Annotated in this window: 22 protein-coding genes and 1 riboswitch; of the genes, 9 read left to right on the forward strand and 13 right to left on the reverse strand. The window is 63.0% G+C overall.

Annotated features, from left to right (window positions below; genetic code table 11):
- Positions 1-98 precede the first annotated feature (98 nt).
- The 3 genes from mmsA to araD1 all read left to right on the forward strand — a co-directional run bounded on the left by mmsA (position 99) and on the right by araD1 (position 4218).
- The gene (gene mmsA, locus EJ074_RS12530) at positions 99-1634 is read left to right on the forward strand and encodes a multiple monosaccharide ABC transporter ATP-binding protein (protein WP_095807869.1); all 1536 of its coding nucleotides are present in this window, start codon (positions 99-101) and stop codon (positions 1632-1634) included.
- Entirely contained in the window at positions 1631-2923 is a 1293-nt protein-coding gene (gene mmsB, locus EJ074_RS12535; RefSeq protein ID WP_095807774.1) for a multiple monosaccharide ABC transporter permease, read from the forward strand. Before mmsA ends, mmsB begins: the two co-directional genes overlap by 4 nt.
- 305 nt (positions 2924-3228) lie before the next feature.
- Positions 3229-4218: an AraD1 family protein gene (gene araD1 / locus EJ074_RS12540; protein ID WP_095807773.1), complete on the forward strand. Its 990-nt coding sequence runs from the start codon at positions 3229-3231 to the stop codon at positions 4216-4218.
- A 61-nt stretch (positions 4219-4279) separates the two neighbouring features.
- Here the strand turns inward: araD1 and EJ074_RS12545 are convergent, their stop codons facing one another.
- Both EJ074_RS12545 and EJ074_RS12550 read right to left on the reverse strand, forming a co-directional pair.
- The gene (locus tag EJ074_RS12545; RefSeq protein WP_129553487.1) at positions 4280-5047 is read right to left on the reverse strand and encodes an ABC transporter substrate-binding protein; all 768 of its coding nucleotides are present in this window, start codon (positions 5045-5047) and stop codon (positions 4280-4282) included.
- A gap of 159 nt (positions 5048-5206) precedes the next feature.
- Positions 5207-6301 (reverse strand): 2'-deoxycytidine 5'-triphosphate deaminase, encoded by a 1095-nt coding sequence (locus EJ074_RS12550; protein ID WP_095807772.1) that lies wholly within the window; start codon positions 6299-6301, stop codon positions 5207-5209.
- Between the two features lie 141 nt (positions 6302-6442).
- Positions 6443-6520: riboswitch (SAM riboswitch) on the forward strand.
- Between the two features lie 55 nt (positions 6521-6575).
- Between EJ074_RS12550 and EJ074_RS12555 the strand changes: the two genes are divergently transcribed.
- A complete protein-coding gene (locus tag EJ074_RS12555) occupies positions 6576-7766 on the forward strand; it encodes an O-succinylhomoserine sulfhydrylase (RefSeq protein ID WP_095807771.1) in 1191 nt (396 codons plus the stop codon).
- A gap of 132 nt (positions 7767-7898) precedes the next feature.
- Here EJ074_RS12555 and EJ074_RS12560 read toward each other — a convergent pair whose 3' ends face one another.
- Positions 7899-9044, reverse strand: a complete 1146-nt coding sequence (locus EJ074_RS12560; RefSeq protein WP_095807770.1) for a ceramide glucosyltransferase — start codon at positions 9042-9044, stop codon at positions 7899-7901.
- A 216-nt stretch (positions 9045-9260) separates the two neighbouring features.
- Here EJ074_RS12560 and apaG point away from each other — a divergent pair, with 216 nt between their 5' ends.
- Both apaG and EJ074_RS12570 read left to right on the forward strand, forming a co-directional pair.
- The gene (gene apaG, locus EJ074_RS12565) at positions 9261-9653 is read left to right on the forward strand and encodes a Co2+/Mg2+ efflux protein ApaG (RefSeq protein ID WP_095807769.1); all 393 of its coding nucleotides are present in this window, start codon (positions 9261-9263) and stop codon (positions 9651-9653) included.
- A gap of 192 nt (positions 9654-9845) precedes the next feature.
- Positions 9846-10646 carry an alpha/beta hydrolase gene (locus EJ074_RS12570; RefSeq protein ID WP_165349920.1) on the forward strand — a complete coding sequence of 267 codons (801 nt, stop codon included), beginning with the start codon at positions 9846-9848 and terminating at the stop codon, positions 10644-10646.
- Positions 10647-10780: 134 nt separating this feature from the next.
- Here the strand turns inward: EJ074_RS12570 and EJ074_RS12575 are convergent, their stop codons facing one another.
- The 3 genes from EJ074_RS12575 to EJ074_RS12585 all read right to left on the reverse strand — a co-directional run bounded on the left by EJ074_RS12575 (position 10781) and on the right by EJ074_RS12585 (position 14036).
- Positions 10781-11815, reverse strand: a complete 1035-nt coding sequence (locus EJ074_RS12575; RefSeq protein ID WP_095807767.1) for an Hsp33 family molecular chaperone — start codon at positions 11813-11815, stop codon at positions 10781-10783.
- Positions 11816-11908: 93 nt separating this feature from the next.
- Positions 11909-12820: an ornithine carbamoyltransferase gene (gene argF / locus EJ074_RS12580; protein ID WP_095807766.1), complete on the reverse strand. Its 912-nt coding sequence runs from the start codon at positions 12818-12820 to the stop codon at positions 11909-11911.
- 16 nt (positions 12821-12836) lie between these two features.
- A complete protein-coding gene (locus EJ074_RS12585) occupies positions 12837-14036 on the reverse strand; it encodes an aspartate aminotransferase family protein (protein WP_095807765.1) in 1200 nt (399 codons plus the stop codon).
- A 356-nt stretch (positions 14037-14392) separates the two neighbouring features.
- Between EJ074_RS12585 and EJ074_RS12590 the strand changes: the two genes are divergently transcribed.
- Positions 14393-14911 (forward strand): GcrA family cell cycle regulator, encoded by a 519-nt coding sequence (locus tag EJ074_RS12590; protein WP_095807764.1) that lies wholly within the window; start codon positions 14393-14395, stop codon positions 14909-14911.
- A gap of 85 nt (positions 14912-14996) precedes the next feature.
- On the opposite strand, the gene EJ074_RS12595 is transcribed toward EJ074_RS12590, so the two are convergent.
- From EJ074_RS12595 to EJ074_RS12605, 3 genes are all read right to left on the reverse strand, one after another.
- Positions 14997-16007, reverse strand: coding sequence for a magnesium and cobalt transport protein CorA (locus EJ074_RS12595; RefSeq protein WP_095807763.1), 1011 nt, complete (start codon positions 16005-16007; stop codon positions 14997-14999).
- An 87-nt stretch (positions 16008-16094) separates the two neighbouring features.
- Positions 16095-16820: a phosphate signaling complex protein PhoU gene (gene phoU / locus EJ074_RS12600; protein ID WP_095807868.1), complete on the reverse strand. Its 726-nt coding sequence runs from the start codon at positions 16818-16820 to the stop codon at positions 16095-16097.
- Positions 16821-16929: 109 nt separating this feature from the next.
- Positions 16930-18195, reverse strand: coding sequence for an ATP-binding protein (locus tag EJ074_RS12605; protein WP_165349922.1), 1266 nt, complete (start codon positions 18193-18195; stop codon positions 16930-16932).
- A 195-nt stretch (positions 18196-18390) separates the two neighbouring features.
- Here EJ074_RS12605 and ppk2 point away from each other — a divergent pair, with 195 nt between their 5' ends.
- On the forward strand, positions 18391-19296 hold the full coding sequence (gene ppk2 / locus EJ074_RS12610) for a polyphosphate kinase 2 (RefSeq protein WP_095807762.1): 906 nt from the start codon (positions 18391-18393) through the stop codon (positions 19294-19296).
- A gap of 90 nt (positions 19297-19386) precedes the next feature.
- On the opposite strand, the gene EJ074_RS12615 is transcribed toward ppk2, so the two are convergent.
- From EJ074_RS12615 to EJ074_RS12625, 3 genes are all read right to left on the reverse strand, one after another.
- Entirely contained in the window at positions 19387-20136 is a 750-nt protein-coding gene (locus tag EJ074_RS12615) for an enoyl-CoA hydratase-related protein (RefSeq protein WP_095807761.1), read from the reverse strand.
- Positions 20137-20150: 14 nt separating this feature from the next.
- Positions 20151-20789: an acyl-homoserine-lactone synthase gene (locus tag EJ074_RS12620; RefSeq protein WP_095807760.1), complete on the reverse strand. Its 639-nt coding sequence runs from the start codon at positions 20787-20789 to the stop codon at positions 20151-20153.
- A 432-nt stretch (positions 20790-21221) separates the two neighbouring features.
- Positions 21222-21953, reverse strand: coding sequence for a LuxR family transcriptional regulator (locus EJ074_RS12625; RefSeq protein WP_095807759.1), 732 nt, complete (start codon positions 21951-21953; stop codon positions 21222-21224).
- Between the two features lie 278 nt (positions 21954-22231).
- Here EJ074_RS12625 and EJ074_RS12630 point away from each other — a divergent pair, with 278 nt between their 5' ends.
- Entirely contained in the window at positions 22232-23047 is an 816-nt protein-coding gene (locus tag EJ074_RS12630) for a transporter substrate-binding domain-containing protein (RefSeq protein WP_095807866.1), read from the forward strand.
- A 49-nt stretch (positions 23048-23096) separates the two neighbouring features.
- On the opposite strand, the gene EJ074_RS12635 is transcribed toward EJ074_RS12630, so the two are convergent.
- A complete protein-coding gene (locus EJ074_RS12635; RefSeq protein ID WP_095807758.1) occupies positions 23097-23510 on the reverse strand; it encodes a tellurite resistance TerB family protein in 414 nt (137 codons plus the stop codon).
- Positions 23511-23529: the final 19 nt, after the last annotated feature.

Consider the following 23529-nt stretch of genomic DNA (forward strand, 5'->3'; position numbering starts at 1 on the left):
ACCGGCCCGTCAGGGCACAAGGAAAGCTGTAGCCTGTTGATTGTCGCGCATGGCACTTTCCGGAAAAGGAAGGCATGCGCCAGGGAGCGGAATTCCTGATGACCTCGACGATTTTGGAGATGCGCGACATCACCAAGACGTTTCCCGGCGTCAAGGCGCTGTCGAACGTCAACCTCAGCGTCGAGGAGGGTGAGATCCATGCCATCGTCGGCGAGAACGGCGCCGGCAAGTCGACGCTGATGAAGGTGCTGTCGGGCGTCTATCCAACCGGCACCTATGAAGGCCAGATCGTCTTCCGCGGCCAGGAGTGCCACTTCAAAGGCATCCATGACAGCGAGCATATCGGCATCGTCATCATTCACCAGGAACTTGCCCTGGTGCCGATGCTGTCGATCGCGGAAAACATCTTTCTCGGCAACGAGCACGCCACCTACGGCGTCATCGACTGGAATGCCAACGAGAGGCGCACCGGCGCCCTGCTCAAGAAGGTGGGCCTCAAGGAAGACCCCAAGACGCTGATCACCAATATCGGCGTCGGCAAGCAGCAGCTTGTCGAGATCGCCAAGGCGCTGAGCAAGGAAGTGAAGCTCCTGATCCTCGACGAACCGACGGCCTCGCTGAGCGAAAAGGACAGCCAGGCGCTGCTTGATCTTCTGCTCGAGTTCAAGCGCCAGGGCATGACCTCGATCCTGATCTCGCACAAGCTCAACGAGGTGAACCGCGTCGCCGACAACGTCACGGTGATCCGCGACGGGCGCACCATCGAGACCTTGCCCAGGAAAGACATCAGCGAAGACCGCATCATCACCTCGATGGTCGGCCGTTCGCTCGACGACCGCTACCCGCCGCGCGAGCCGCAGATCGGCGACGTGATCTTCGAGGTCAAGGACTGGTCGGTCTACCACCCGATCCACCCCGAGCGGCAGGTGATCAAGAACATCAGCCTCAATGTGCGCAAGGGAGAGGTGGTCGGCATAGCCGGACTGATGGGCGCCGGCCGCACCGAATTCGCGATGAGCCTGTTCGGCCGCTCCTACGGCCGGCACATCACCGGAGAGGTGTCGCTTCGAGGCAAGCCGATCGACCTGTCGTCGGTCAGCAAGGCGGTGGAAAGCGGCATTGCCTATGTCACCGAAGACCGCAAGACCTACGGGCTCAACCTCATCGACCACATCAAGCACAATGTGACGCTGGCCAACCTAGGAGGCGTTTCCAGCCGCGGCGTCATCGACGACATGCGCGAGATGAGCGTGGCGAATGACTATCGCAAGAAGACCAACATCCGCGCATCGAGCGTCTATCAGCTGACCGGCAACCTTTCCGGCGGCAACCAGCAAAAGGTCGTGCTGTCGAAATGGCTGTTTGCCGATCCCGAGGTCTTGATCCTCGACGAGCCGACGCGCGGCATCGACGTCGGCGCCAAGTACGAAATCTATACGATCATCGCCCGTCTCGCCGCCGAGGGCAAAGCAATCATCGTCATCTCGTCGGAAATGCCGGAGCTGCTCGGCATCACCGACCGTATCTACGTCATGAACGATGGGCGCATGGTCGGCGAAATGGCGGCGAGTGACGCCAGCCAGGAGAAGATCATGCGCGCCATCGTCCGGGGAGAAGGAAAAAAAGCATCATGAGCACGGAAAGCTCTCCCGCACCGCAAAGCAGCGTCGCCGAGGACGTCCAGCCGGGCCGGCGTATCGCCGTATCGGCGCTGGCGACGAACCTGCGCGAATACGGCCTGATCATCGCGCTGATCGTCATCATGCTGTTCTTCCAGTACACGACGTCGGGTACGCTGTTCAAACCGGTCAACCTCAGCAACCTCGTTCAGCAGAACTCGTTCATCATCGTGATGGCGCTTGGCATGCTGCTGGTCATCGTATCCGGCCATATCGACCTCAGCGTCGGGTCGGTCGCCGGCTTCATCGGCGCGCTGGCGGCGATGATGATGGTCATCTGGCCGCTCGGAATATTCAGCAATCCGCTCGTGGTCTCGATCGTCTGCCTGGTTGTCGGCGCCCTCATCGGCGCGGCGCAAGGCTATTGGATCGCCTATCACCGGATACCGAGCTTCATCGTGACGCTGGCCGGCATGCTGATTTTCCGGGGCATCTGCCAGGCGCTGCTTGGCGGCGGCTCCTCGGTGGGCCCGCTTCCCGACAGCTTCAAGGCGCTGAGTTCCGGCTTCATCCCGGACGTCATCGGGCCGCTGGTGCTGATGCCGCCGACCGTGAACGCCGCCGGCAAGACCATCGTCGGCAGCGGATTGACGCTGCATATGACCACGGTGCTGCTGGGCGTGGTCGCGGTGCTCGCCTACGCCTATTTCGGGCTGAGGGCCCGCCGCAAGCGTGAGCGCCATGGCTATGAAGCCGAGCCTTTCCCGCTGTTCGTCATCAAGACGCTGGTGGGCAGCGCGCTGGCGCTGTTCCTGGTCTTTCAGTTCGCGAGCTACAAGGGCCTGCCGGTCGTGCTGATGGTGATGGGCGTGCTGATCTCGCTGTTCGTCTTCGTCACCAAGCGCATGACCATCGGCCGCCGCATCTACGCCATGGGTGGCAACGCCAAGGCAGCACAGCTGTCGGGCATCAACACCGAACGGCTGACGCTGCTCGTCTTCGTCAACATGGGTGTGCTGTCGGCCCTCGGCGGCCTGATCATTGCGGCCCGACTCGGCCAGGCGGTGCCGGCCGCCGGCCTCGGCAGCGAGCTCGACGTGATCGCGGCCGTCTTTATCGGCGGCGCCTCGGCGATGGGCGGCGTCGGACAGGTGATCGGCGCCGTGGTCGGCGGCTTCATCATGGGCGTGATGAACAACGGCATGTCGATCATGGGCGTCAATGTCGACTGGCAGCAGGTGGTCAAGGGCCTGGTGCTGCTCGGCGCCGTCATCTTCGACGTCTACAACAAGAACAAGGCCTGACAGGAGCAATTCCAGGAACAGCGCAGAGCGGTTCTCCGTCCGGAATTGCGTAAGACGAATACTTAGAGCGGGCAGCGTTTCGGTCGAAATGCCGACCCGCTCCAGCGAGGAAGGCAGGAGGCATACGGGTCCAGATCGCGAAGCTGCCGGCAGCGGGCCGGCGCCAAAGAAGTCCCGTCAAGGACCAGCCTCGCGACCGCAATCCGGATGAAGAGTTTCAACCGTGGCACGGATCGGTTCCGGGCCGCGCCCGGTAGGGTTTGCCGATGGGCAACCCGCCTAAGGCAGAAGAAAGAGGGTGCACCATGCTGATTTCCCAGATCCTCGACGACGCCGAGACGATCCGCGTCGTTGCCCGCAGCGGCGGCAAGACCCGGATCATCAACGGCGCGCGCAGCGTCTATTCGCTGGCCATGGAAGCGGCGCGCACGGGCACCGGTCTCGAAGCGCTGATCGAGCGTAAGGGCTATGGCGAAGCGGTCGATCTCGACGCCGCCTACAAGAAGGGGCGGGTGGTGTCGCCGATCAATCATCCTGATCCTGCCCATCTCCACCTGACCGGCACCGGGCTCACACATCTCGGCTCGGCGGCGACGCGCGATTCCATGCACAAGAAGCTCAGCGACAGCGAGGAGCAGCTGACCGATTCCATGAAGATGTTCCGCATGGGGCTGGAAGGCGGCAAGCCGGCCAAGGGCCAGATCGGCGTGCAGCCGGAATGGTTCTACAAGGGCAACGGCACCATGGCGGTTGCGCCGGGCGCGGCGCTGATGTCGCCCGCCTTCGCGCAGGACGCCGGCGAGGAGCCGGAGATCGCCGGCATCTATGTCATCGGCGATGACGGCGCGCCGTTCCGCGTCGGATTCACCCTGTCCAACGAGTTTTCCGACCACGTCACGGAGCGGGTGAACTATCTGTTCCTCGCCCATTCCAAGCTGCGCAATGCCTCGTTCGGGCCGGAGATCCTGATCGGCGACCTGCCGGCCGACATACGCGGCTCATCACGCATCTATCGCGACGGCAAGGTGCTTTGGGAAAAGCCGTTCCTGTCGGGCGAGGCGAACATGTCGCACACGATCGCCAATCTGGAGCATCACCACTTCAAATATTCGGCCTTCCGCCAGCCGGGCGACGTGCATGTGCACATGTTCGGCACCGCGACGCTGTCCTTCGCCGACGGCATCAGGACCGAAGAGGGCGACATGTTCGAGATCGAGGCCAAGGATTTCGGCCTGCCGCTGCGCAACCCACTCGAGATCGAGAAGCCGGTGAAGGTGGCGGTGAAGGCGCTGTGAGGTGAGAGCGTGATCTCCCCCCTCGTGGGACCCACGAGGGGGGAGATTGGCAGCTTCAATCTCAATAAATATCGAAGTCGAAATACTTGGCCTGGATCTTCTTGTAGGTGCCGTCGGCGACGATGGCGTCGATGGCCGCGTTGAGGCGGTCGCGGAGCGCAGTGTCCTCCAGGCGCACGGCGATGCCGGCCTCGGTCTCGGTGCCCTTGACGTCGCCGACCAGCTTGCAGCAGCCGTCGCTTGCCTTCTTCAGCCAGTCGACAAGCACGAACTTGTCCGAGATGACGGCGTCGAGGCGGCCGTTCTGGAGATCGGTGATCGCCTCCTCCTGAGTGGGATAGAGCTTGGCTTCGGCGCCGGCCTTGGCGTAGGCGTCCTGGGCATAGTCCGCCTGCGTGGTCGAAGCCTGGGCGCCGACCGTCTTGCCGGCGAGCGCGGCGGGCTCGGTCGAGGCAATGTCGCTGTCCTTCAGGGCCACGAGCGCAAGAGGCGTGGTGTAGTATTTATGGGTGAAGGCGACCTGCTTCTTGCGTTCCTCGGTGATGCTCATCGAGGCGATGATGGCGTCGAACTTCTTGGCCTGCAGCGCCGGGATGATGCCGTCCCAGTCCTGGGTGACGATCTCGCATTCGACCTTCATCTGCGCGCAAAGCGCATTGGCGATGTCGATGTCGAAGCCTTCGACCTTGCCGTCGGGCGTGATGGTGTTGAAGGGCGGATAGGCGCCCTCGGTGCCGATCTTGATCTTTTCGGCGGCGCTGGCCGAACCAGCACCAATCGCCAGCATGGCAGCGGCCGCCGCCGATATGATCCATCTCGATATCTGCATGTTCGTCTCCCTCAGTGAGGCTCGACCGGTCCACGTAGCCAATCATGGCCGGCAGGTCCCGGCAAGCGGAGTCTGAGTTGACGATAATCGGAGCGGTTCCCGCTCCGATCATTTTTCGCGCTTCCGGACGAAAAACTGCTGCGCAGTTCCTGGGATTGCTTAGCGCGCAGCGCGGAAATGCTTGGAAAGCTTCAGCCCCTGCGCCTGGTAGTTGGAGCCGAGGTCGCTGCCGTAAAGCGCCTGCGGCCGCTTCAGCATGTGCTCGTAGACCAGGCGCCCGACAATCTGGCCGTGGTCGAGGATGAACGGCACCTCGTGGCTGCGCACTTCGAGCACCGCGCGGCTGCCGCTGCCGCCGGCGGCTGAGTGACCAAAGCCCGGATCGAAGAAGCCGGCATAGTGGACGCGGAACTCGCCGACCAGCGGGTCGAAGGGCGTCATCTCGGCGGCATAAAGCGGCGGCACATGCACCGCTTCCCGGCTGACCAGGATGTAGAATTCGTCCGGGTCGAGCACCAGTTCGCCGGCGCCGCTCTTGTAGAGCGGCTCCCAGAAATCGACCACGTCCTGGGCGGCGCGCTTGTCGACATCGACGAGGCCGGTGTGATGCTTGCCGCGATAGCCGACCAGGCCGTCCTTGTCGCCGTCGAGGTCGATCGACAGCGCGATGCCGCCGCCGGAAATGTTGGGCGGCTCCGTCGCGACCAGCATCTCGGCGCCGTGAAGGTCGCGCAGCTCCTTTTCCGATAGCACCGCATTGCCGATGCGGAAGCGGATCTGCGACAGGCGCGAACCGGCGCGCACGACGATCGGGAAAGTGCGCGGGCTGACCTCGAGATAGAGCGGACCATGATAGCCGGCGGCGATCTTGTCGAACTCGTGTCCGCGGTCGGTCATGACACGCGTGAAGATGTCGAGACGGCCGGTCGAGCTCTTCGGATTGGCCGAAGCCGAAATATTTGAAGGCAGGGTCAGGCTTTCGAGCAGCGGCACGATATAGACGCAGCCCGTCTCCAGAACCGCGCCCTCGGCAAGGCTGATCTCATGCAGCTTCAGCCGGTCGAGCTTGTCGGCCACCAGATGATCCGGGCCGGGCAGGAAAGAGGCGCGCACCCGGTAGGCCTTGTCGCCAAGCCTGAGGTCAAGGCTCGCCGGCTGGATCTGGTTGGTGTCCAGCGCGCGCGGCGATTTCAGCGCGCCCGACTGGAACAGCGCCGCGATGTCCTGGTCCGGAAGAATGCCTGTCTGCCGCAAGGTCTGGCTCCGCTAAGGCCGGGCAAGCACGTGATTGTAGCAGGCTCCTGCCGCAAAACCGTAAGGGTTTCGCCCTACCTGCCTGGCACAACCTCTTAATGAAGCCGGCAATTGACGCAAGCGCGGCACGGGTCTAAAGGGTCGTTATCCCGTGGTGATTTGGCCGGTCGGCTTGCAGCCACGTTAAACAAGTCGCTAAAGGACCGTTGGCCGCAAGGCCGTATGGACCGGTTGCGACGTCGCGGCCGGTCTTTTTGTGTTTGGAAGCAGGGCTATGAGCAGCAAAAAGCGTAATTGGAAGCCTCAGACGGCACTCGTGCATGGCGGAACGCTGCGTTCCGGCTTCGGCGAGACTGCCGAGGCGATCTACCTCACCCAGGGCTATGTCTATGAGAGCGCGCAGGCGGCGGAAGCCCGTTTCAAGGGCGAGGAGCCGGGCTTCATCTATTCGCGCTACGCCAACCCGACAGTCGACATGTTCGAAAAGCGCATGTGCGCGCTGGAGGGCGCAGAGGACGCGCGCGCCACCGCTTCGGGCATGGCGGCGGTGACGGCGGCACTGCTCTGCAGCGCCAGGGCCGGCGACCATATCGTTGCGGCCCGCGCCCTGTTCGGCTCATGCCGCTGGGTGGTCGAGACGCTGGCGCCGAAATACGGCATCGAGGCGACGCTGGTCGACGGCACCGACATTGCGAACTGGGAAAAAGCGGTCAGGCCGAACACGAAGCTGTTCTTCCTGGAAAGCCCGACCAACCCGACGCTTGAAGTGGTCGACATCACTGCCGTTGCCGCGCTCGCCAACTCGATCGGCGCCAGGCTGATCGTCGACAATGTCTTTGCCACGCCGCTGCAGCAGAAGCCGTTGCAGCTCGGCGCGCATATCGTCGTCTATTCGGCAACCAAGCACATCGACGGCCAGGGGCGCTGTCTCGGCGGCATCATCCTGTCGGACAAAAAGTGGATCGACGAGAACCTGCACGACTATTTCCGCCACACCGGTCCGAGCCTCTCGCCCTTCAATGCCTGGACGCTGCTCAAGGGCCTGGAGACGCTGCCGCTGCGCGTGCGCCAGCAGACGGAAAGCGCCGGCAAGATCGCGGACTTTCTGGCGGAGCGGCCGGAGATTGCCCGCGTCATCTATCCGGGCCGGGCCGACCACCCGCAGGCCGATATCGTCAGGAAGCAGATGTCGGGCGGCTCGACGCTGATCTGCCTCGACGTCAAGGGCGGCAAACAGGCGGCATTCGCCGTCCAGAACGCGCTCGACATCGTGCTGATCTCCAACAATCTCGGCGACGCCAAGAGCCTGATCACCCATCCGGCGACGACGACGCACAAGAACCTCAGCGACGAGGCGCGGGCGGAGCTTGGCATCGGGCCCGGCACGCTCAGGCTGTCCGTCGGGCTGGAGGATACGGATGACCTGCTCGCCGACCTCGAACAGGCGCTGAAGGCGGCCAAGTAGGCGGTGCCGGTTGGGCGCCGCTTAATGCATGTCGCTAGAAGTGTGCAGCGGTTCTGGGACAACGACATGCATCAAAGCAAAGGCCTGAAGCGCGTGAACTGAATTCGCTAATGCGTATCAGTGCGACCCGCTTTAGGCGCCCTCTTCCAGCTCGGTCATCGCATTGGCGCGGATGGTCATGGCGTTGCCGCGCCAGTCGACGGCACCGCCGAACCAGCCGCGCGCCCAGATGGCGGGAAGCAGGGCGTCGCGCACCATCATCGCGGTGATGCTGCGCGGCGATAGATACCAGCCCTTGGACGAGGCGAGCAGGCATTCCGGCAGATAGGCGATGGCCAGCACGCAAAGCGCCGTGGCAGGCAGGCTGACGCCGGCGCTGGCCGCCGCGATCAGCGCGAGCAAGAGCGGAGCCGCCACGCCGGTGAGGACCTCGGGGACGAAGAATTGCGGGAAGGTGACGCGCCGCAGCCTCGCCCAGCGCGCCTGGCGCGACCAGACTTCGGCGAGCCGACGCTGGCCGAGCGGCTGCTCGAAGGGCGCTGCGACCAGATTGACCTTCAGGCCAAGCCCGTTGACCAGCTTGGTGGCGGCCGCATCCTCGGCGATCTCGGCAGCCAAAGCGTGGATGCCGCCACTGCCGTCGAGCAGCGGCTTGTTCCACAGCATGCTCTTGCCTTGGGCAAAGCCGAGGCCGAGCGCTTCGCCGGCATATTGCCAGCGCGCCTGCAACGTGTTGAGGAAGGCACATTCGACCTCGGCCCAGAAGCCGTCCGGGCGCGAGCCGATCGGCGTCGAGCAGACGAGGCCGGTATCCGGCCGCCATGCCGCCAGCAGATGCTGGACATAGTCCTTCGGCATCAGCACGTTGGAATCGGCAAGGATCACCCAATCGTTCCGGGCCGCCTGCCATCCCTTGACGCAATTGTTGAGCTTGGGATTGGCGCTCACCTTGTCGTCGCCGATGAGCAACCGCGCCGGAACCTTGGGGTATCGCGCGATCGCGGCACTGACGAGTTTGATTACCGGATCTTCGCCATGGGCGACGCAGAAGATCAGCTCGTAGCGCGGCCAGTCGAGCGAGAAGGCGCGCTGGAGCGTCTCCCTTGTGAACGCCTCGACGCCACGCAGAGGCACAACGATCGAGACGGCCGGCTGCTTGCTTGCAGGGGGAGCAATGACGTGGCGCCGCTTCAGCCGCGATGCCGCCAAGAGGATGCTGGCGAGATTGGAAACAAGTAGGGCTGACGAGGTGACGGCGGCCGCGAAAGTCAGTTCCATCGAAGTCTGGCACTCCCGAAAGGCCGCCCGCGGCCATCCATTCGACGGAGCGCCCGAGTCGCCCGACACGGTTTGTGCACACCAACCATTGTCATGTGTCACTCAAATGACATTGTTTGGCGGCACTGCGCGTCGAGGTCGGGAGATTGGGCTGCCTTGCGTTGATAATGCCGCGCAGCGCGACAAATATTTCCTGCCGCAGCACCGGAGTTGCTCATGTATCGCGCCGTGACGCGGAACATAGAAGTGCAGGTCAGGCCGTTCTTCCTGGAGGATCGCTCCGATCCATCAGAGAACCGCTATGTCTGGGGATACCAGGTGACGATCGACAATCGATCGGAAGAGTTCGTTCAGCTTCTATCGCGCTACTGGCACATCACCGACGGTCATGGCCGCGTCGAGGAAGTGCGTGGCGCGGGCGTCGTCGGCGACCAGCCGGAACTCAACCCCGGCGACAGCTACCAGTACACGTCGGGCTGCCCCCTCTCGACGCCGTCCGGCATCATGGTCGGCCACTATACGATGCGCAACGGGCGCGGCGAGATGTTCGACGTCGCGATCCCGGCCTTCTCGCTCGACATGCCGGGCACAAGGCGGACGGTGAATTAGTGCCGGCCTGTCCGCGCATCTTGGCGCCACATATCGACTGGCTGCATGCGCCATCTCTGCTCCAACTGGATCAGTCCGATTGGCGCTGCCGCAGGATCGGCACTTTCGCCAAACGCAGCGTCCAATGCCAAGCGATGCCGTGAAAGCGCCGCGCCAACAGGAGTGTCCGGCCATGCTCGAAGCAGCAGCCTCATGAGCAGTATTGAAACAGGATTGTTTCTCGGCCGGATACCATTCGCGAAAGTCGGAACGCGACCGGAAAGTCTTATTGTCATCAACGGCGGTCAAGGGTTCATGATGAAGCCCGAACCTTCCAGATTGGAAAAGGACGCCAGACGGCTCAAACGGATCCTTCCACCGGGCATGAGCTTTGTGCTGATCAGCTACGATCCAGATCCAAAAGACGATGTTTCACTCAGGAATATGGCTCGAGACATCTCAGAGATCATCGACACCAACCTCAACAAGCCGGCACGTTTGATGGGTATTTCCTATGGCGGCGTGGTGGCAACGCATGTGGCCGCAGACTATCCCGACTCCGTGGAAAAACTGATCTTACTGGCGAGCGCACATGGCTTTTCGGCCGATGGAAAAAAGCGGCTCCACAGACAGATCCAATTCGCGAAAGACGAACAATTTCATGTGCTGGAGGAATTCGCGACGGTATTTCGGCGACCGTGGCTGAACCTGCTGTTGCGTTTTCGCCTGATGTTCAAACGCAGATTGATTGCACGAATGGGAGCCCAGAGTTCAATCGTCCGCTACCTCGAAGCAATGCTCCACAACAATGTGACGAACGAAGACCTTCGCAACATCTCGGCCAGAACCTTGATCCTAGGCGGTGAAAGGGACCAGTTCTTCGGCAGCGGCATGATGGAAGCCGCCGCGAGTGGGATCGGGGGAGCGAAGCTCATGGTGCTCGCGGAAGAAACCCATATGGCCCCAGTCGAACGAGCATCAGATGTCCGCAAGCACATCCAGGAATTCATTTGACGTCGGCATACCGCGGCAACGAAGCCCTATCAAACAAGGGAACGACGCCAAGGCGAGCTAAAATCCTCTCCCCCGACGGGTCTCTCGGGGGAGAGAAGACAGATGGGGAAAGGTCTTGTGAACAAGAAGCGACCTTATCCAGCCGCCACGAACTCCGTCGGATCGAAATCGTACTGCGTCGAGCAGAATTCGCAGGCGACATGGATGCCGCCCTCTTCGGTCGAGTCCTTGATCTCCTGCGCCGAAAAACCCTCGAGAATGCCGCGGATCTTTTCGCGCGAGCAGGAGCATTCGTCGGCGACCGGCACACCGCGGAAGACACGCACGCCGTGCTCGTGGAACAGCCGGTAGAGCAGCCGTTCGGCGCCCACGGTCGGATCGATCAACTCGGTCGGCTCGGTGGTGCCGAGCAGTGCCAGAAGCTCCTGCCAGGAATTGTCGGCCGGCTCGTGCGTCACATTGCGCGGATCGCCGTCGCCGCCCGAAATATCGGGAACGCGCATCCGCTCCGACGCCTGCGGCAGGAACTGCGCCAGGATGCCGCCGGCGCGCCATTGCTCACGCGCGCCGCCGGGGCCGGGCGTCACCAGCTTGGCGACCGACATTCTGAGATCGGTCGGGATCTGCTCCGACTGCCGGAAATAGGTGCGAGCGGCGTCCTCCAGCGACGTGCCGTCAAGCTGGACGATACCCTGATAGCGCTGCGTATGCGCGCCCTGGTCGATGGTCAGCGCCAGGACGCCTGCGCCGAGCAGCGCCTGCTGCGAGGTCTGGCCCGTTGCGGTCAGCGCCTCGAGCCTGTCGGCATCAAATCGCGCATAGGCCCGCAGCGCGTGCGGCGTGGTGAAGTCCGCCACCAGCATGTCGACCGGCCCGTCGGTGCGGGTCTGCAGGATGAACTTACCTTCGAACTTCAATGAGGTGCCGAGCAGCACGGTCAGCACGCAGGCCTCCGCGAGCAGGCGGGCGACCGGCTCTGGATAGTCGTGGCGGCTCAAAATGGCGTCGAGCATCGGCCCGAGTTGCACGGTGCGGCCGCGCACGTCGAGCGGCGCGACCTCGTACGGAACGACATGGTCGTCGCCGGCGAAGCCGAATTCACCGAGTCTGGGTTGATGTTCAGCCAATGGGCGGGTTTCCAACATGACAAAGCTCCGGGGCGCGGCCATGCCGCCCGGCGGGCAGCATGCGCAGGAACGCGCTCGATTTGCGTGATGGCCCGCAGATAGGCATCACGTTGGCCCGGATCAAGGCAACCCCATTCAAGCGCCCAGGCACCAGGCCAGCACCGCCTTCTGGGCGTGCAGCCGGTTCTCGGCCTCGTCGAACACCACCGAATGCGGCCCGTCGATCACCTCGTCGGTCACCTCCTCGCCACGATGCGCCGGCAGGCAGTGCATGAACAGCGCGTCAGGCTTTGCCTTGGCCATCAGCGCCGCGTTGACCTGGTAAGGCAGGAAGACATTATGACCGCGCGCGCGGTGCTCCTGGCCCATCGATACCCAGCAATCGGTGACGATGCAGTCCGCCTGGTCGACGGCTTCCTCGGCGTTGCGGGTGAAACTCAGCTTGCCGCCATTGGCCTTCGCCCAGTCGACATGCTTTTCGGCCGGCTCGCTGCCTTCGGGCACGGCGACATTGAGCTTGAAGCGGAAGCGCGCGGAGGCTTCCAACAGCGAGTGCAGCACGTTGTTGCCGTCGCCGGTCCAGGCGAAGGTCTTGCCGGCCACCGGACCACGATGCTCCTCGAAGGTCATGATGTCGGCCATCAGCTGGCAGGGGTGAGTGTCGTCGGTCAGGCCGTTGATGACCGGAACGGTGGCATTCTCGGTGAGCTCCAGCAGCCGGTCATGCGAAGTGGTGCGGATCATGATCGCATCGACATAGCGTGACAGCACCTTGGCGGTGTCGGCGATGGTCTCGGAACGGCCGAGCTGCATCTCGGTGCCGGTCAGCATGATCGTCTCGCCGCCGAGTTGCCGCATGCCGACATCGAAGGACACGCGCGTGCGCGTCGAAGGTTTGTCAAAAATCATCGCCAGCACCTTGCCTTCGAGCGGCTTCGAGCGCTCGCCGGCCTTGAGCCTGGTCTTGCGCGCCATCGCATCGTCCAGCATGAAGCGCAGATCGCCTTCGGAAACGGCGGACAGATCGGTGAAGTGACGAACACTCATCGGCAGGTTTCCAGGACTACTTGGCAGCTTCGGCGACAATGGCGTTCGCCAGCCCGCGGGCGCCGGCGCGGATGCGGTCCAGCGCCTCGCCGATCTCGGCATCGGTGACGGTGAGCGGCGGCAACAGACGAATGACATTGTCGCCGGCCGGCACCGCAAGCAAGTGCTGGTCGCGCAGCGCCATGTTCACCTTGGTGTTGGGCATGGCGCATTTAAGCCCAAGCATCAGGCCGGTTCCCCTGATGCCTTCGATGACGTCGGGAAACTCGTCGGCGACCGACGCGAGACCCTGCTTCAGGAGCAGCGCCTTGCGCTGCACGTCTTCGAGGAAGCTGTCGGCCAGCACCACGTCGAGCACGGCGTTGCCGACAGCCATCGCCAGGGGATTGCCGCCGAAGGTGGTGCCATGCACGCCGGCGGTCATGCCGGTGGCGGCCTCGTCGGTCGCGAGACAGGCGCCCATCGGGAAGCCGCCGCCGATTCCCTTGGCGATCGCCATCAGATCCGGCGTGACGCCCGTCCACTCATGCGCGAACAGCTTGCCGGTGCGGCCGATGCCGCACTGGACCTCGTCGAAGATCAGGAGCAGGCCGTGCTGGTCGCAGAGCTGGCGCAGGCGCTTCAGGGATTGCGGCGGCACCGGGCGGATGCCGCCCTCGCCCTGCACCGGCTCGATCAGGATCGCAGCGGTCTCCGCCGTGATCGCCTTTTCGGCGGCGTCGATGTCGTCGAAAGCGACCTGGTCGAAGCCCTCGACCTTGGGACCGAAACCTTCGAGATACTTATATTGGCCGCCGGCAGCGATCGTCGCCAGGGTGCGCCCATGAAAAGCACCTTCGAAGGTGACGATGCGGAAGCGTTCCGGATGGCCCTTGACGAAATGATAGCGCCGCGCCGTCTTTATGGCGCATTCCAGCGCCTCGGCGCCCGAATTGGTGAAGAACACCTTGTCGGCAAAGGTCGCTTCGACCAGGCGGTCGCCCAGCCGGCGCTGCTCGGGGATCTCATAGAGATTGGACACGTGCCAGAGCTTGGCGGCCTGCTCGGTGAGCGCCGCCACAAGATGCGGGTGGCTGTGGCCCAGCGAATTCACGGCGATGCCGCCGGCGAAATCGAGATATCGCTCGCCCTTGACTGTGACCAGCCAGGTCCCTTCCCCGCGCTCGAAAGCCAGGGGTGCACGAGCAAAGGTCTCGTAAAGCGCCGAACCGCTCATTATATGCGTCTCCGGAACCGGAAATCAAAAAAGCCGCCAATGCGGCGGCCTTTGCGGCTTATCGTGGTTTTCGGCCATGAAGTCAACGAAAAGGTCGCGCAGGAGTGCACGGCAAGCCCTGAGACGGTGCCGGCTCATGAGTGATCGGGCAAGTTGGGGAAAACCGCAAAAACCGAATCGGTGTTGCCTTCCGGACTCTTGTCACCGAGTCAGCGCATAAGGTATTTGTAGTCGAGAAATAACTAGATTTCGTGCGGCGGACCTAATCACCCGGTACATCTGGTGTCGTTTGCCCGGCGGGAGCCGGGGCGGGAAAGGATTCTGACTGCCGTACGCCTCAGCAGGAGCGCGGTCTCATGAATTGGACTGACGAGCGGGTCGAACTTCTCAGGAAATTGTGGTCGGAGGGCCTAAGCGCCAGCCAGATCGCCGCGCAGCTCGGCGGAGTGAGCCGCAATGCCGTCATCGGCAAGGTGCACCGCCTCAAGCTGTCGGGCCGCGGCCGGGCGACCGCGGCGCCGGCGCGGCAGAAGAAGGCCACACAGGGAGCCTCGATTCAGAAATCGGTGGCGCGCGCCGCGAGCGCTGCGCGCCACGTGACGGCCTCGATCGGCGCCACCGCCTTGCAGGTACAATTCGATGCCGAGCCGGTGGCGCGCCATTACATTCGCCCGGTCGAGAATGTCGTTGTGCCGATCTCCCGGCATCTGCAGCTCGTGGAACTGACCGAGCGCACCTGCAAATGGCCGAATGGCGATCCGCTGTCGGAAGAGTTCAGCTTCTGCGGCAACGACGCCGCCGAAACCGGTCCCTACTGCAAGTACCATGCCCGCGTGGCGTTCCAGCCGGCGGCAGAAAGGCGGCGGGCGAGGTGAATGGTGAATGGTGAATGGTGAATGGTGATACGGCAAGTCCGGCCGTGTGAAGTAGTTTTTCTATTCACTATTCACCATTCACCATTCACAACCACCCATTCTTCCTGAAGCGCCAGTACAGGAACGAGCAGATCAGCGCGATGGCGACCAGGACTGTCGGGTAGCCATACGCCATCTTCAGTTCCGGCATGTCGTTGAAATTCATGCCATAGATGCCGGCGAAGGCTGTCGGCACCGCCAGGATGGCGGCCCATGAGGCGAGCTTCTTGGAGATCGCCGTTTCCTGGCTTTGCCCAACCAGCAGACTGGCTTCGAAGGCGAAAGCAAGCACCTCGCGCAGGCTGTCGATCTTTTCCTGCACGGTGCGGATGTGATCGGTCACGTCGCGAAACAGCGGATGCATGGCGGCGTGGATCTGCGGCAGCTCGGCGCTGGTCAAACGGCGGCAAACCTCAACCAGTGGCAGCGCCGCATTGCGCAGCCGCAGGAGGTCGCGCCGCAGCATGTAGAGCCGCTCGATATCGGCGCCGCTCATGGGTTTGAGCAGCACCTTGTCCTCGATCGCCTCGACCTCGTCCTCGATCTGCTCGAGCACCGGCATGTAGTTGTCGACGATGAAGTCGAGGATGGCATAGAGGACGAAATCCTCACCCTTGGCGAGCGAAGACGGGCAGCTTTCCCAATGCTGGCGCACGGCGGCGTAAGATGTCGACGGTCCATGGCGGACGCTGACGATATAGCCGGTGCCGACGAACAGATGCGTCTCGCCGAAGGTGACGCGGCCCTCGATCAGCTGGGCGGTGCGGGCGACGATGAACAGCGCATCGCCATACTGCTCGATCTTCGGCCGCTGGTGCGGATGCTCGGCATCCTCGATCGCAAGGTCATGCAGATGGAACTGCGCCTGCACCCTCAGCAGCAGATTGCGGTCCGGCTCGAGCAGCCCGATCCAGACGACATGGCCAGGCCTCGTCGACCATTCGCCGGCCTGCTCGACCGGAATGTCGGCGACGCGCTTGCCGGCGGAATAGACGCTGGACGCAATGATGCCGGATGTCGGCTGCGGGGCCGGGGTCAGGTTTCGGACGTTTTCCATCGCAACCTCCCGAGGCAAACGGCTGCAGAAACAGCAGCATCGCGAAGACCTTAGCCTAAATCACCGGGGCGTTCGAGAGGCGACCGTTCACTTCCCGGACAGCGTTCCGGAAGCGACGATCTTGTCGGTCTTGTCGCCCTTCGGCCGCTCGGCCGGCATCTGGTCACCGGTGACGATGTAGTAGATGGTTTCGGCGATGTTGGTGGCATGGTCGCCGATACGCTCGATGTTCTTGGCGCAAAACAACAGATGCGTGCAGGGCGCGATGTTGCGCGGATCTTCCATCATGTAGGTCAGAAGCTCGCGGAAAAGCGAAGTGTACATGGCGTCGATCTGGTCGTCGCGGTCACGCACGAAGCCAATCTTGTCGACCGAACGCGTAGCGTAGACGTCGAGCACTTCCTTGAGCTGCGTCAGCGCCAGATTGGCCAGCGCCTCGAGGCCACGGAACAGGCTGCTCGGCTGGCGGCCATCGATCACTGCCGCGACGCGCTTGGCGACGTTCTTGCCGAGATCGCCGACGCGCTCGATGTCGGCCGAGATGCGAATGGCGCCGACGATCTCGCGCAGGTCCGTGGCCATCGGCTGGCGCCTGGCAATGATGACGATCGCCTTGTCGTCGATCTCGCGTTGCCCCTCGTCGAGGACGAGATCGTCCTGGATGACCTTCTGGGCGAGGCCCGGATCGGCATTGACCAGCGCCGCCACCGCCTGTTCGACCATGCGCTCGGCATGCCCGCCCATCGCGGCGATGCGCTTGGACAGGAATTTCAGTTCCTCGTCATAGGCACTGACGATATGCACGGACTGCATGATGAAATGCCTTCCCGGATTTGCCGGCTGTTGCGCTTCGTCGATCTCCTGCTGATACGCGAACCGCATGACAGAAAAACGAAAACGCCAGTTGGCAAATAATACAGCTTTAGCAAGCCGGCAAATGAACCGTGAACGCCGCGCCCTTGCCGACTTCCGACTTGATCGAAAGCGTGGCGTTGTGACGGGTCAATATATGCTTGACGATGGAAAGGCCAAGGCCGGTGCCTTTTTGGGTGCGGCTGCTCTCGACGTCGACCCGGTAGAAGCGTTCGGTGATGCGCGGGATGTGCTCTTCCGCGATGCCGGGGCCATAATCCCGGATGGTGACGTCGACACTCTCTTCCTGACCAGAGCCGGTGCGCGCGATCGAGACGGTGACCCGTCCGCCTGACTGACCGTATTTGCATGCATTCTCGAGCAGGTTCTCAAAAACCTGGAACAGTTCGTCGCGGTCGCCGGGCACGGAAAGCGATCCATCAGTGAACTCCCGCTCGATGGCGAGACCGTTCTCCTTGGCCAGCGGCGCGAGCGAGTCGATCACGGCGTCGATGGTCTGGCGAAGATCGACCTCGGTTCCCGGCCTCAGATAGGGCTTCATCTCAAGCCGCGACAGCGACAAGAGGTCGTCGATCAGGCGCGCCATGCGGCCGGTCTGATTCTGCATGATCTGCAGGAACTGGTCGCGCGCGGCCGCATCGTCGCGGGCCGGCCCTCTGAGCGTCTCGATAAAGCCGGCGATCGAGGCGAGCGGCGTGCGCAGCTCATGGCTGGCATTGGCGATGAAGTCGGCGCGCATGCGGTCGATCCGCCGCGTCTCGCTCTGATCCTTGAACACCAGCACGTAAAGCTCGGTGGCATGGCCGACCGAGGACGCGCTCACCCGATATGTCCGTTCGACCGGCAGCTTCTCGGTATAGTCGACGACATCGGCGGCGACGATCCCCGAGACGATGCCGTCGAGCAAGGCTTGCATTTCCGGGGCGCGGAATTTCAGCGACAACGACATGCCTGGCGCCAGTCCGCCGAAGGCGGCGAACGCGGCGGCATTGGCGTGAACGATGGTGGCGGCGCGGTCGAAGATGATCAGCGGATCGGCGACCGCGGCGGCGAGATATTCGCCGGACAGGCGCTGCAGCCCGCTTGCCTCGATCGCGGCCGCGCCGTCGGCCGAGCGATGCTCGTTATCGGCCGGCAGCAGTGCCGCAATGGCGAGCACCGCCAGCGCCAGCAACGGCACAAAGATCGAAAGGCCCGCAAACGCGTAGACGGCCAGGATCGCGAGGGTGCCGCCGCCAAGCAGCCAGCGGCCGCGCCACAGCCGGGCGGCGAGGGCTTGCCTCGTGCTCTTCCGTTCCGCGCTCGTCTCAGCCATAGGCCCCGCGTCGCCCCGCATTCCGCCCGACAGGCCAAGCTTCGCCGGGCCAAGGCGCATGGTTCAAAAATCGGAATCGATTTTCTGAATGTTCATGCGCAAAATCAAAGTGCTACGACGTCCTTGCGTCCGGTTGGATGCGACGCCGCACAGGCTCCCATAGCATGAGTCCGCAAACTGGAAAGGTTCGTCCGGATGAAAAAAGCCAAGGAAAAGCCCGAAGCGGCACCCGCCGCGGGACCGATCAAGATCAAGATCGGCGGCAAGGAACGCGAGTTCGACATCGACGATCCGGTGCTTCCGGACTGGGTCGAGGACAACAAGCTGACCGCCGGCGGCTATCCATATGACAAGAAGATGAAGGGCGATCAGTACGACAAGGAACTCGAGAAGCTGCAGATTGAACTGGTCAAGGCGCAAGCCTGGCTGCAGGCGACCGGCAAGCGGGTGATGGCGCTCTTCGAAGGGCGAGACGCCGCCGGCAAGGGCGGCACGATCTTCGTGCTGCGCCAGTACATGAACCCGCGCACCGCGCGCAACGTGGCACTGACCAAGCCGACGCCGACCGAAGCGGGGCAATGGTATTACCAGCGTTATGCCGACCATTTCCCGACGTCAGGCGAGTTCGTCACCTTCGACCGCTCCTGGTACAATCGCGCCGGCGTCGAGCCGGTGATGGGCTTCTGCACGCCGGAGCAGCACGAGCAATTCCTCGACGAGACGCCGCATTTCGAGCGGATGATCTGCAACGAGGGAATCCACTTCTTCAAGTTCTGGCTGAACATCGGCCGCGAAACCCAGCTCGAACGCTTCCACGACCGCCGCTGGTCGCCGCTGAAGAATTGGAAGTTCTCCCCCATCGACATCGCCGGCATCAGCAAGTGGGACGACTATACCAAGGCGCGCGACCTGATGGTGGAGCGCACGCATAAGGCGTTCGCGCCATGGATTATCGTGCGCGCCAACGACAAGCGCCGCGCGCGCCTCGCCGTGATGCAGCGCATCCTCTCGTCCCTGCCCTATGACGGGCGCGACCTCGATGCCATCGGCAAGGAAGACAAGAAGATCATCGGGGAAGGGCCTTCCTTCCTGGAGGAGTAAGGCTCTTTCGCTTCGCCGAGCCAGCCGCCGGTGACAATCCTCGGTTTGCAGCGCCGCACCCCTCTGGGCGCGGCGCTGAGGCGCGCTGGCCTAAGCGGCCAGGCGGGCGATCCGCTGCAGGCGCTTCAGCGTCGTGTCGTCCTGAAGCGCTTGCTGGAACAGCGATATCTCGTGGTCGATGCGGTCGCACAGCACGCCCGTATCGCCCTTGAGCAGACTGCGTGTCTGCAACAGCGCTGCGACCGGTTTCTTGGCAAGCTGCCTTGCCCTTGCCAGCGCCATTTCTTCCGCACTGCCTTCAGTCACGATCTCGCCGACCAGACCGAGCGCCTTGGCGTCCTCGACGCCGAGCGTGTCGCCGAGGCAGAAGAAGCGGAAGGCACCGCCATAGCCGAGCTTCTGCGGGGCCAGGATGCTGGTCGCCGCGTCCGGCACCAGGCCGAAGTCGACGAACGGCACCCGAAACGTGCTGGCCTTCGAAGCGATCACCATGTCGCAGTGGAACAGGATGGTGCAGCCCACACCCACGGCGTCGCCGTCGACACAGGCAAGCACGGGCTTGGGAAAGGTCGCCAGCATGCGGAACATGTCGGTGACCGCGGCGATCAGCTGCTGGTGCTTGGTGGCGTCGAGAAACTCCGAGAAGTCGCCGCCGAGGCAGAAGCAGCCGGCGAGGCCGCGCAGCAGGACCACACGCACCTCGTCATTGGCCGCGGCATGGTGGAACGTCCTGGCCAGGCTGGCATAGGCGTGCCTGTCCAGCACGGGCCGGCCGTCGTGGGAAGATACCGTGACGACCAGCGTGTGGCCGCGCAGTTCTGGTTCGGGATGGTAAGTCATGGCCGCCTCCCGCCTCACGAAGCCTGCCTGAGGCCGAGCTGGCCGGGATAGCCCCTGGACAGCACCGGCAGGAAGTGGTTGCGGCGCTGGCGCACCACTTCCAACGTATGGTCGGTAAAGGTGAGCAGCGTCGCCACGACCTGCTGGTTGCCGTAGGTGCGCTGATAGCCAAGGGGCGTCGCCAGGAAGTGCAACTGCAGCGCCCGCAGCACCCACATCGGCTCGAACTCGATGATGACCTGGTTGACATTGCGCTTGAGCCCCCATTCGACGAAGCCGGCAATCAGCTCGGTGCCGACGGTCGAGACGCCGCGCTTGCCGTCACGAAAGCCAGGTGCCACCGCATAGCGGGTCAGTTCCCAGACGCCTGGTCCCGAGGGGGACGTCCCCTCGCAGAGGTCCGACAGTACGTCGGTCAGAAGATGCGCCCGGGTCGTCGGCAGCATGCGCTGGTAGCCGGCGAGCTCGCCGTTGCGAATGACGAGGTGGTGTTCGGCCTCGTCATGGTCGAACTGGTCGATTTCGAGCCCGTCCGGCCGATCGAGATCGGTCCAGCCCATCTCTTCGACGAAGATCTTGTGGCGCAGACGATGGACGGCTTCCCAAAGGTCGGGACGTTCCATCAGTTCCTGAGTGGTAAGGGAAAAAAGCATCAGCCGTCTCCTGGGGCTAAGAGGAAGATACGGCCGGGCTTTCCCGAAAATATTACGCGATCGCGTAGGCAAGAATTCTAGGCCAGCACGGCCGACCTGCCCAATATAGCCTCGCCTAATGGGCTCCGCGACGGCTTGGACCCAGTTGGCGGCTCGAGTTTGCTTTTGGCGTTAAGAAAGCATTAGCCGTTTCCCAAAGAGGCAGATACGGCCGGGCTTTCCCGAAAATATGAGGCGATCGCATCGCTAAGAATTGTGATGCAGGTCGCGCAGAAACGGATTCGGCCGACCCGCTTTAAGTCTTTGTTTTGATGCATGTCGTCGCCCCAGAATCGCTGCACACTTCTGGGCGACATGCACTCGTCTTTGTTCGATGCATGTCATCGTCCCAGCGCATTTCTGGGCGACAGGCATTAGGCCGATATGTTCGATCTAGCTAATGTAGCCTCGCCTAATGGCCTCCGCGACGGCTTGGACCCGATTGGCGGCGCCGAGTTTGCTCTTGGCGTTGAGAAGATGTTTCTCGGAGGTGTGCTCCGAGATGCCGAGGATCTGCGAAATCTCCCACTCCGACTTGCCAACGGCTGCCCATTGCAGGCATTCCCGCTCGCGGGGCGTCAATTCTATGTGATCGATGACCTTGTCGGCCATCGTATGGAGTTGCATGGCACGGCCGATCGCGTAGGTGGACGCCAATGAGACCATGCCGAACTCGGCCTCCGACAGCTCGACCGCCTCGCCGCCCAGCGACACCATGACGATCTGACCGTCGAGGGTAACCAGCGGGAAGGCCAGGCCGTCGCGCAGCTTGAATTCGCGGGCATCGCCCATCACCTCGTCGCTGCTCTTGTCGATGACGATGTTCTGGGAGGCTTCGCGCCACTGGAACGGGGCCTGCAGCTGCTTCATGTGGCTGACGACCGGATCATGGTCGACATAGTTTCGCGCCACGTAGCGCTCCAGCCACTCGCCCGGCCAGTCGCAGAGCAGCACATGGTCCTTCTGCTGGCCGCGCGGCGTGCCCGGGTGGGGCACGGTACCAGCCATCAGTGCCGTCAGCCCGAAATTCGAGGTGACGCTGAGCAAGCGTTCGCAAACCGCAGCCGCCGTATTGGCGTGCTGCAGCTGGTCTATGTATTCCAAAGTTCTGTCGAACTGGCTCATCGCAACATCCACCCTATGTTGCTTGCGATTCCGTAATCCTCGTCAATGCCCGAACGGCTCCACGCCATCAAGCCTTGGATTTGCAATGTCCACGAGATTGCGCCTCCCTTGCAGGCGCCCACGCAGCCACTTGCAAACCTGCTAAACCATACGCCTAATTCCGTCGGATGAAATCAAAAACCATTGTGCATGTGTCATTTTCATACGAAAAGCTTCGATTTGTGACAGTGCGGAGCATTTTCGTGACATTCCGGTGGATATTTCTGGCGCTGATATCGATGCTGATCGGGGCGCTGCCGCGCTTCGGCGCGGCTCAGGCCGCCGAACCGCAGGTGCCGGTGCTGTGGGACGCCAAGGAGCGGCTGCCGAAGCCGGACCTCTCCGGCCTGCCGCGATTGCGGTTCCTCACCACGACCGATTTTCCGCCCTTCAACTTCCTCGACGGCGCCGGCCGGCTGTCGGGTTTCCACATCGACCTGGCGCGGGCCATCTGCGCCGAACTCGGCATCGTCGAGAAATGCCAGATCCAGGCCATGCCCTGGAACGAACTCGAAGACGCGCTGCGGAAAGGCGAAGGCGAAGCGATCATCGCCGGCATCGCCGCGACGCCGGAGAGCCGCCAGAAATACGCTTTCTCGCGCTCCTACCTGCAATTTCCGGCGCGCTTCGTCATGCCCAAGACCAAGGCTTTCACCGAGCCGATCCTCGACAAGCTGCGCAGCAAGCGGGTCGGCGTGCTTGCCGGCTCGGCGCATGAGAAGATGCTGCGCGACTATTTCGGCACCGTCCAGGTCGTGCCCTTCGACAAGCCCGAGAACCTCTATGCCGATCTGAAGTCCGGCAAGATCGACGCTGCCTTCGGCGATGGCATGCGCTTTTCTTTCTGGCTGGGCGGCTCCGACGCGGCCGGCTGCTGCCGCTTCGCGGGCGGACCCTACCTGGCGCCGGAATATCTGGGATCGGGCATGGCGATCGCCACCCGGACAGGCGACCCGGCGCTCGCCGCGGCCTTCGACTATGCTCTGCAGGAGATCTCGATCAAGGGTACCTTCGCCGAGTTCTACCTGCGCTATTTCCCGGTCAGCTTCTTCTGAGGGGCTGCCGATATTCAGCTGAGGCCGGCCCTCCGCTGCCAGTCAACTGTCACGTCAGCGTGCGCAGCCGGGCCTTGGCCGCGCGGGCGATCGCGGCGACGGTCAGCGTGTCGAGATCGAGCCGGAGGCGGACGAGTTGCAGGACCCGGACTTCTTCCATGCGCATTTCAAGATCGACGGCCGCGACCTCGAAGGCGGCGGCATAGGCGGTATCGCGAAGCCGCTCCGGCAGGGCCTCGCCGACGCGCGCAAGCACGCCTTCCAGACCGTCCTCTTCGTGCAAGGCTTTCTGGCACGCCTGCGCCACCGGAACCAGCCTGTCGCGATTGAAATCGACGAACACCGGCCATGTGCGGACGACGTCCCCGATCCGAGCCAGCTCGACATCGGTCATGTCGCGGTCGGAAGCCGAAGTGATGACCATCAGATAGATCAAAGCTTCGTGCGGCGTCAGCAAAGGCATTCAAAACTCCTTGAGTGCG

Source organism: Mesorhizobium sp. M3A.F.Ca.ET.080.04.2.1 (genome assembly GCF_003952525.1).
Classification (GTDB): domain Bacteria; phylum Pseudomonadota; class Alphaproteobacteria; order Rhizobiales; family Rhizobiaceae; genus Mesorhizobium.

Coding starts and splice junctions, on each gene's coding strand:
- mmsA (WP_095807869.1), top strand. CDS start 99: ATGACCTCGACGATTTTGGAGATGCGCGACATCACCAAGACGTTTCCC.
- mmsB (WP_095807774.1), top strand. CDS start 1,631: ATGAGCACGGAAAGCTCTCCCGCACCGCAAAGCAGCGTCGCCGAGGAC.
- araD1 (WP_095807773.1), top strand. CDS start 3,229: ATGCTGATTTCCCAGATCCTCGACGACGCCGAGACGATCCGCGTCGTT.
- EJ074_RS12545 (WP_129553487.1), bottom strand. CDS start 5,047: ATGCAGATATCGAGATGGATCATATCGGCGGCGGCCGCTGCCATGCTG.
- EJ074_RS12555 (WP_095807771.1), top strand. CDS start 6,576: ATGAGCAGCAAAAAGCGTAATTGGAAGCCTCAGACGGCACTCGTGCAT.
- EJ074_RS12560 (WP_095807770.1), bottom strand. CDS start 9,044: ATGGAACTGACTTTCGCGGCCGCCGTCACCTCGTCAGCCCTACTTGTT.
- apaG (WP_095807769.1), top strand. CDS start 9,261: ATGTATCGCGCCGTGACGCGGAACATAGAAGTGCAGGTCAGGCCGTTC.
- EJ074_RS12570 (WP_165349920.1), top strand. CDS start 9,846: ATGAGCAGTATTGAAACAGGATTGTTTCTCGGCCGGATACCATTCGCG.
- EJ074_RS12575 (WP_095807767.1), bottom strand. CDS start 11,815: ATGGCCGCGCCCCGGAGCTTTGTCATGTTGGAAACCCGCCCATTGGCT.
- argF (WP_095807766.1), bottom strand. CDS start 12,820: ATGAGTGTTCGTCACTTCACCGATCTGTCCGCCGTTTCCGAAGGCGAT.
- EJ074_RS12585 (WP_095807765.1), bottom strand. CDS start 14,036: ATGAGCGGTTCGGCGCTTTACGAGACCTTTGCTCGTGCACCCCTGGCT.
- EJ074_RS12590 (WP_095807764.1), top strand. CDS start 14,393: ATGAATTGGACTGACGAGCGGGTCGAACTTCTCAGGAAATTGTGGTCG.
- EJ074_RS12595 (WP_095807763.1), bottom strand. CDS start 16,007: ATGGAAAACGTCCGAAACCTGACCCCGGCCCCGCAGCCGACATCCGGC.
- phoU (WP_095807868.1), bottom strand. CDS start 16,820: ATGCAGTCCGTGCATATCGTCAGTGCCTATGACGAGGAACTGAAATTC.
- EJ074_RS12605 (WP_165349922.1), bottom strand. CDS start 18,195: ATGGCTGAGACGAGCGCGGAACGGAAGAGCACGAGGCAAGCCCTCGCC.
- ppk2 (WP_095807762.1), top strand. CDS start 18,391: ATGAAAAAAGCCAAGGAAAAGCCCGAAGCGGCACCCGCCGCGGGACCG.
- EJ074_RS12615 (WP_095807761.1), bottom strand. CDS start 20,136: ATGACTTACCATCCCGAACCAGAACTGCGCGGCCACACGCTGGTCGTC.
- EJ074_RS12620 (WP_095807760.1), bottom strand. CDS start 20,789: ATGCTTTTTTCCCTTACCACTCAGGAACTGATGGAACGTCCCGACCTT.
- EJ074_RS12625 (WP_095807759.1), bottom strand. CDS start 21,953: ATGAGCCAGTTCGACAGAACTTTGGAATACATAGACCAGCTGCAGCAC.
- EJ074_RS12630 (WP_095807866.1), top strand. CDS start 22,232: ATGCTGATCGGGGCGCTGCCGCGCTTCGGCGCGGCTCAGGCCGCCGAA.
- EJ074_RS12635 (WP_095807758.1), bottom strand. CDS start 23,510: ATGCCTTTGCTGACGCCGCACGAAGCTTTGATCTATCTGATGGTCATC.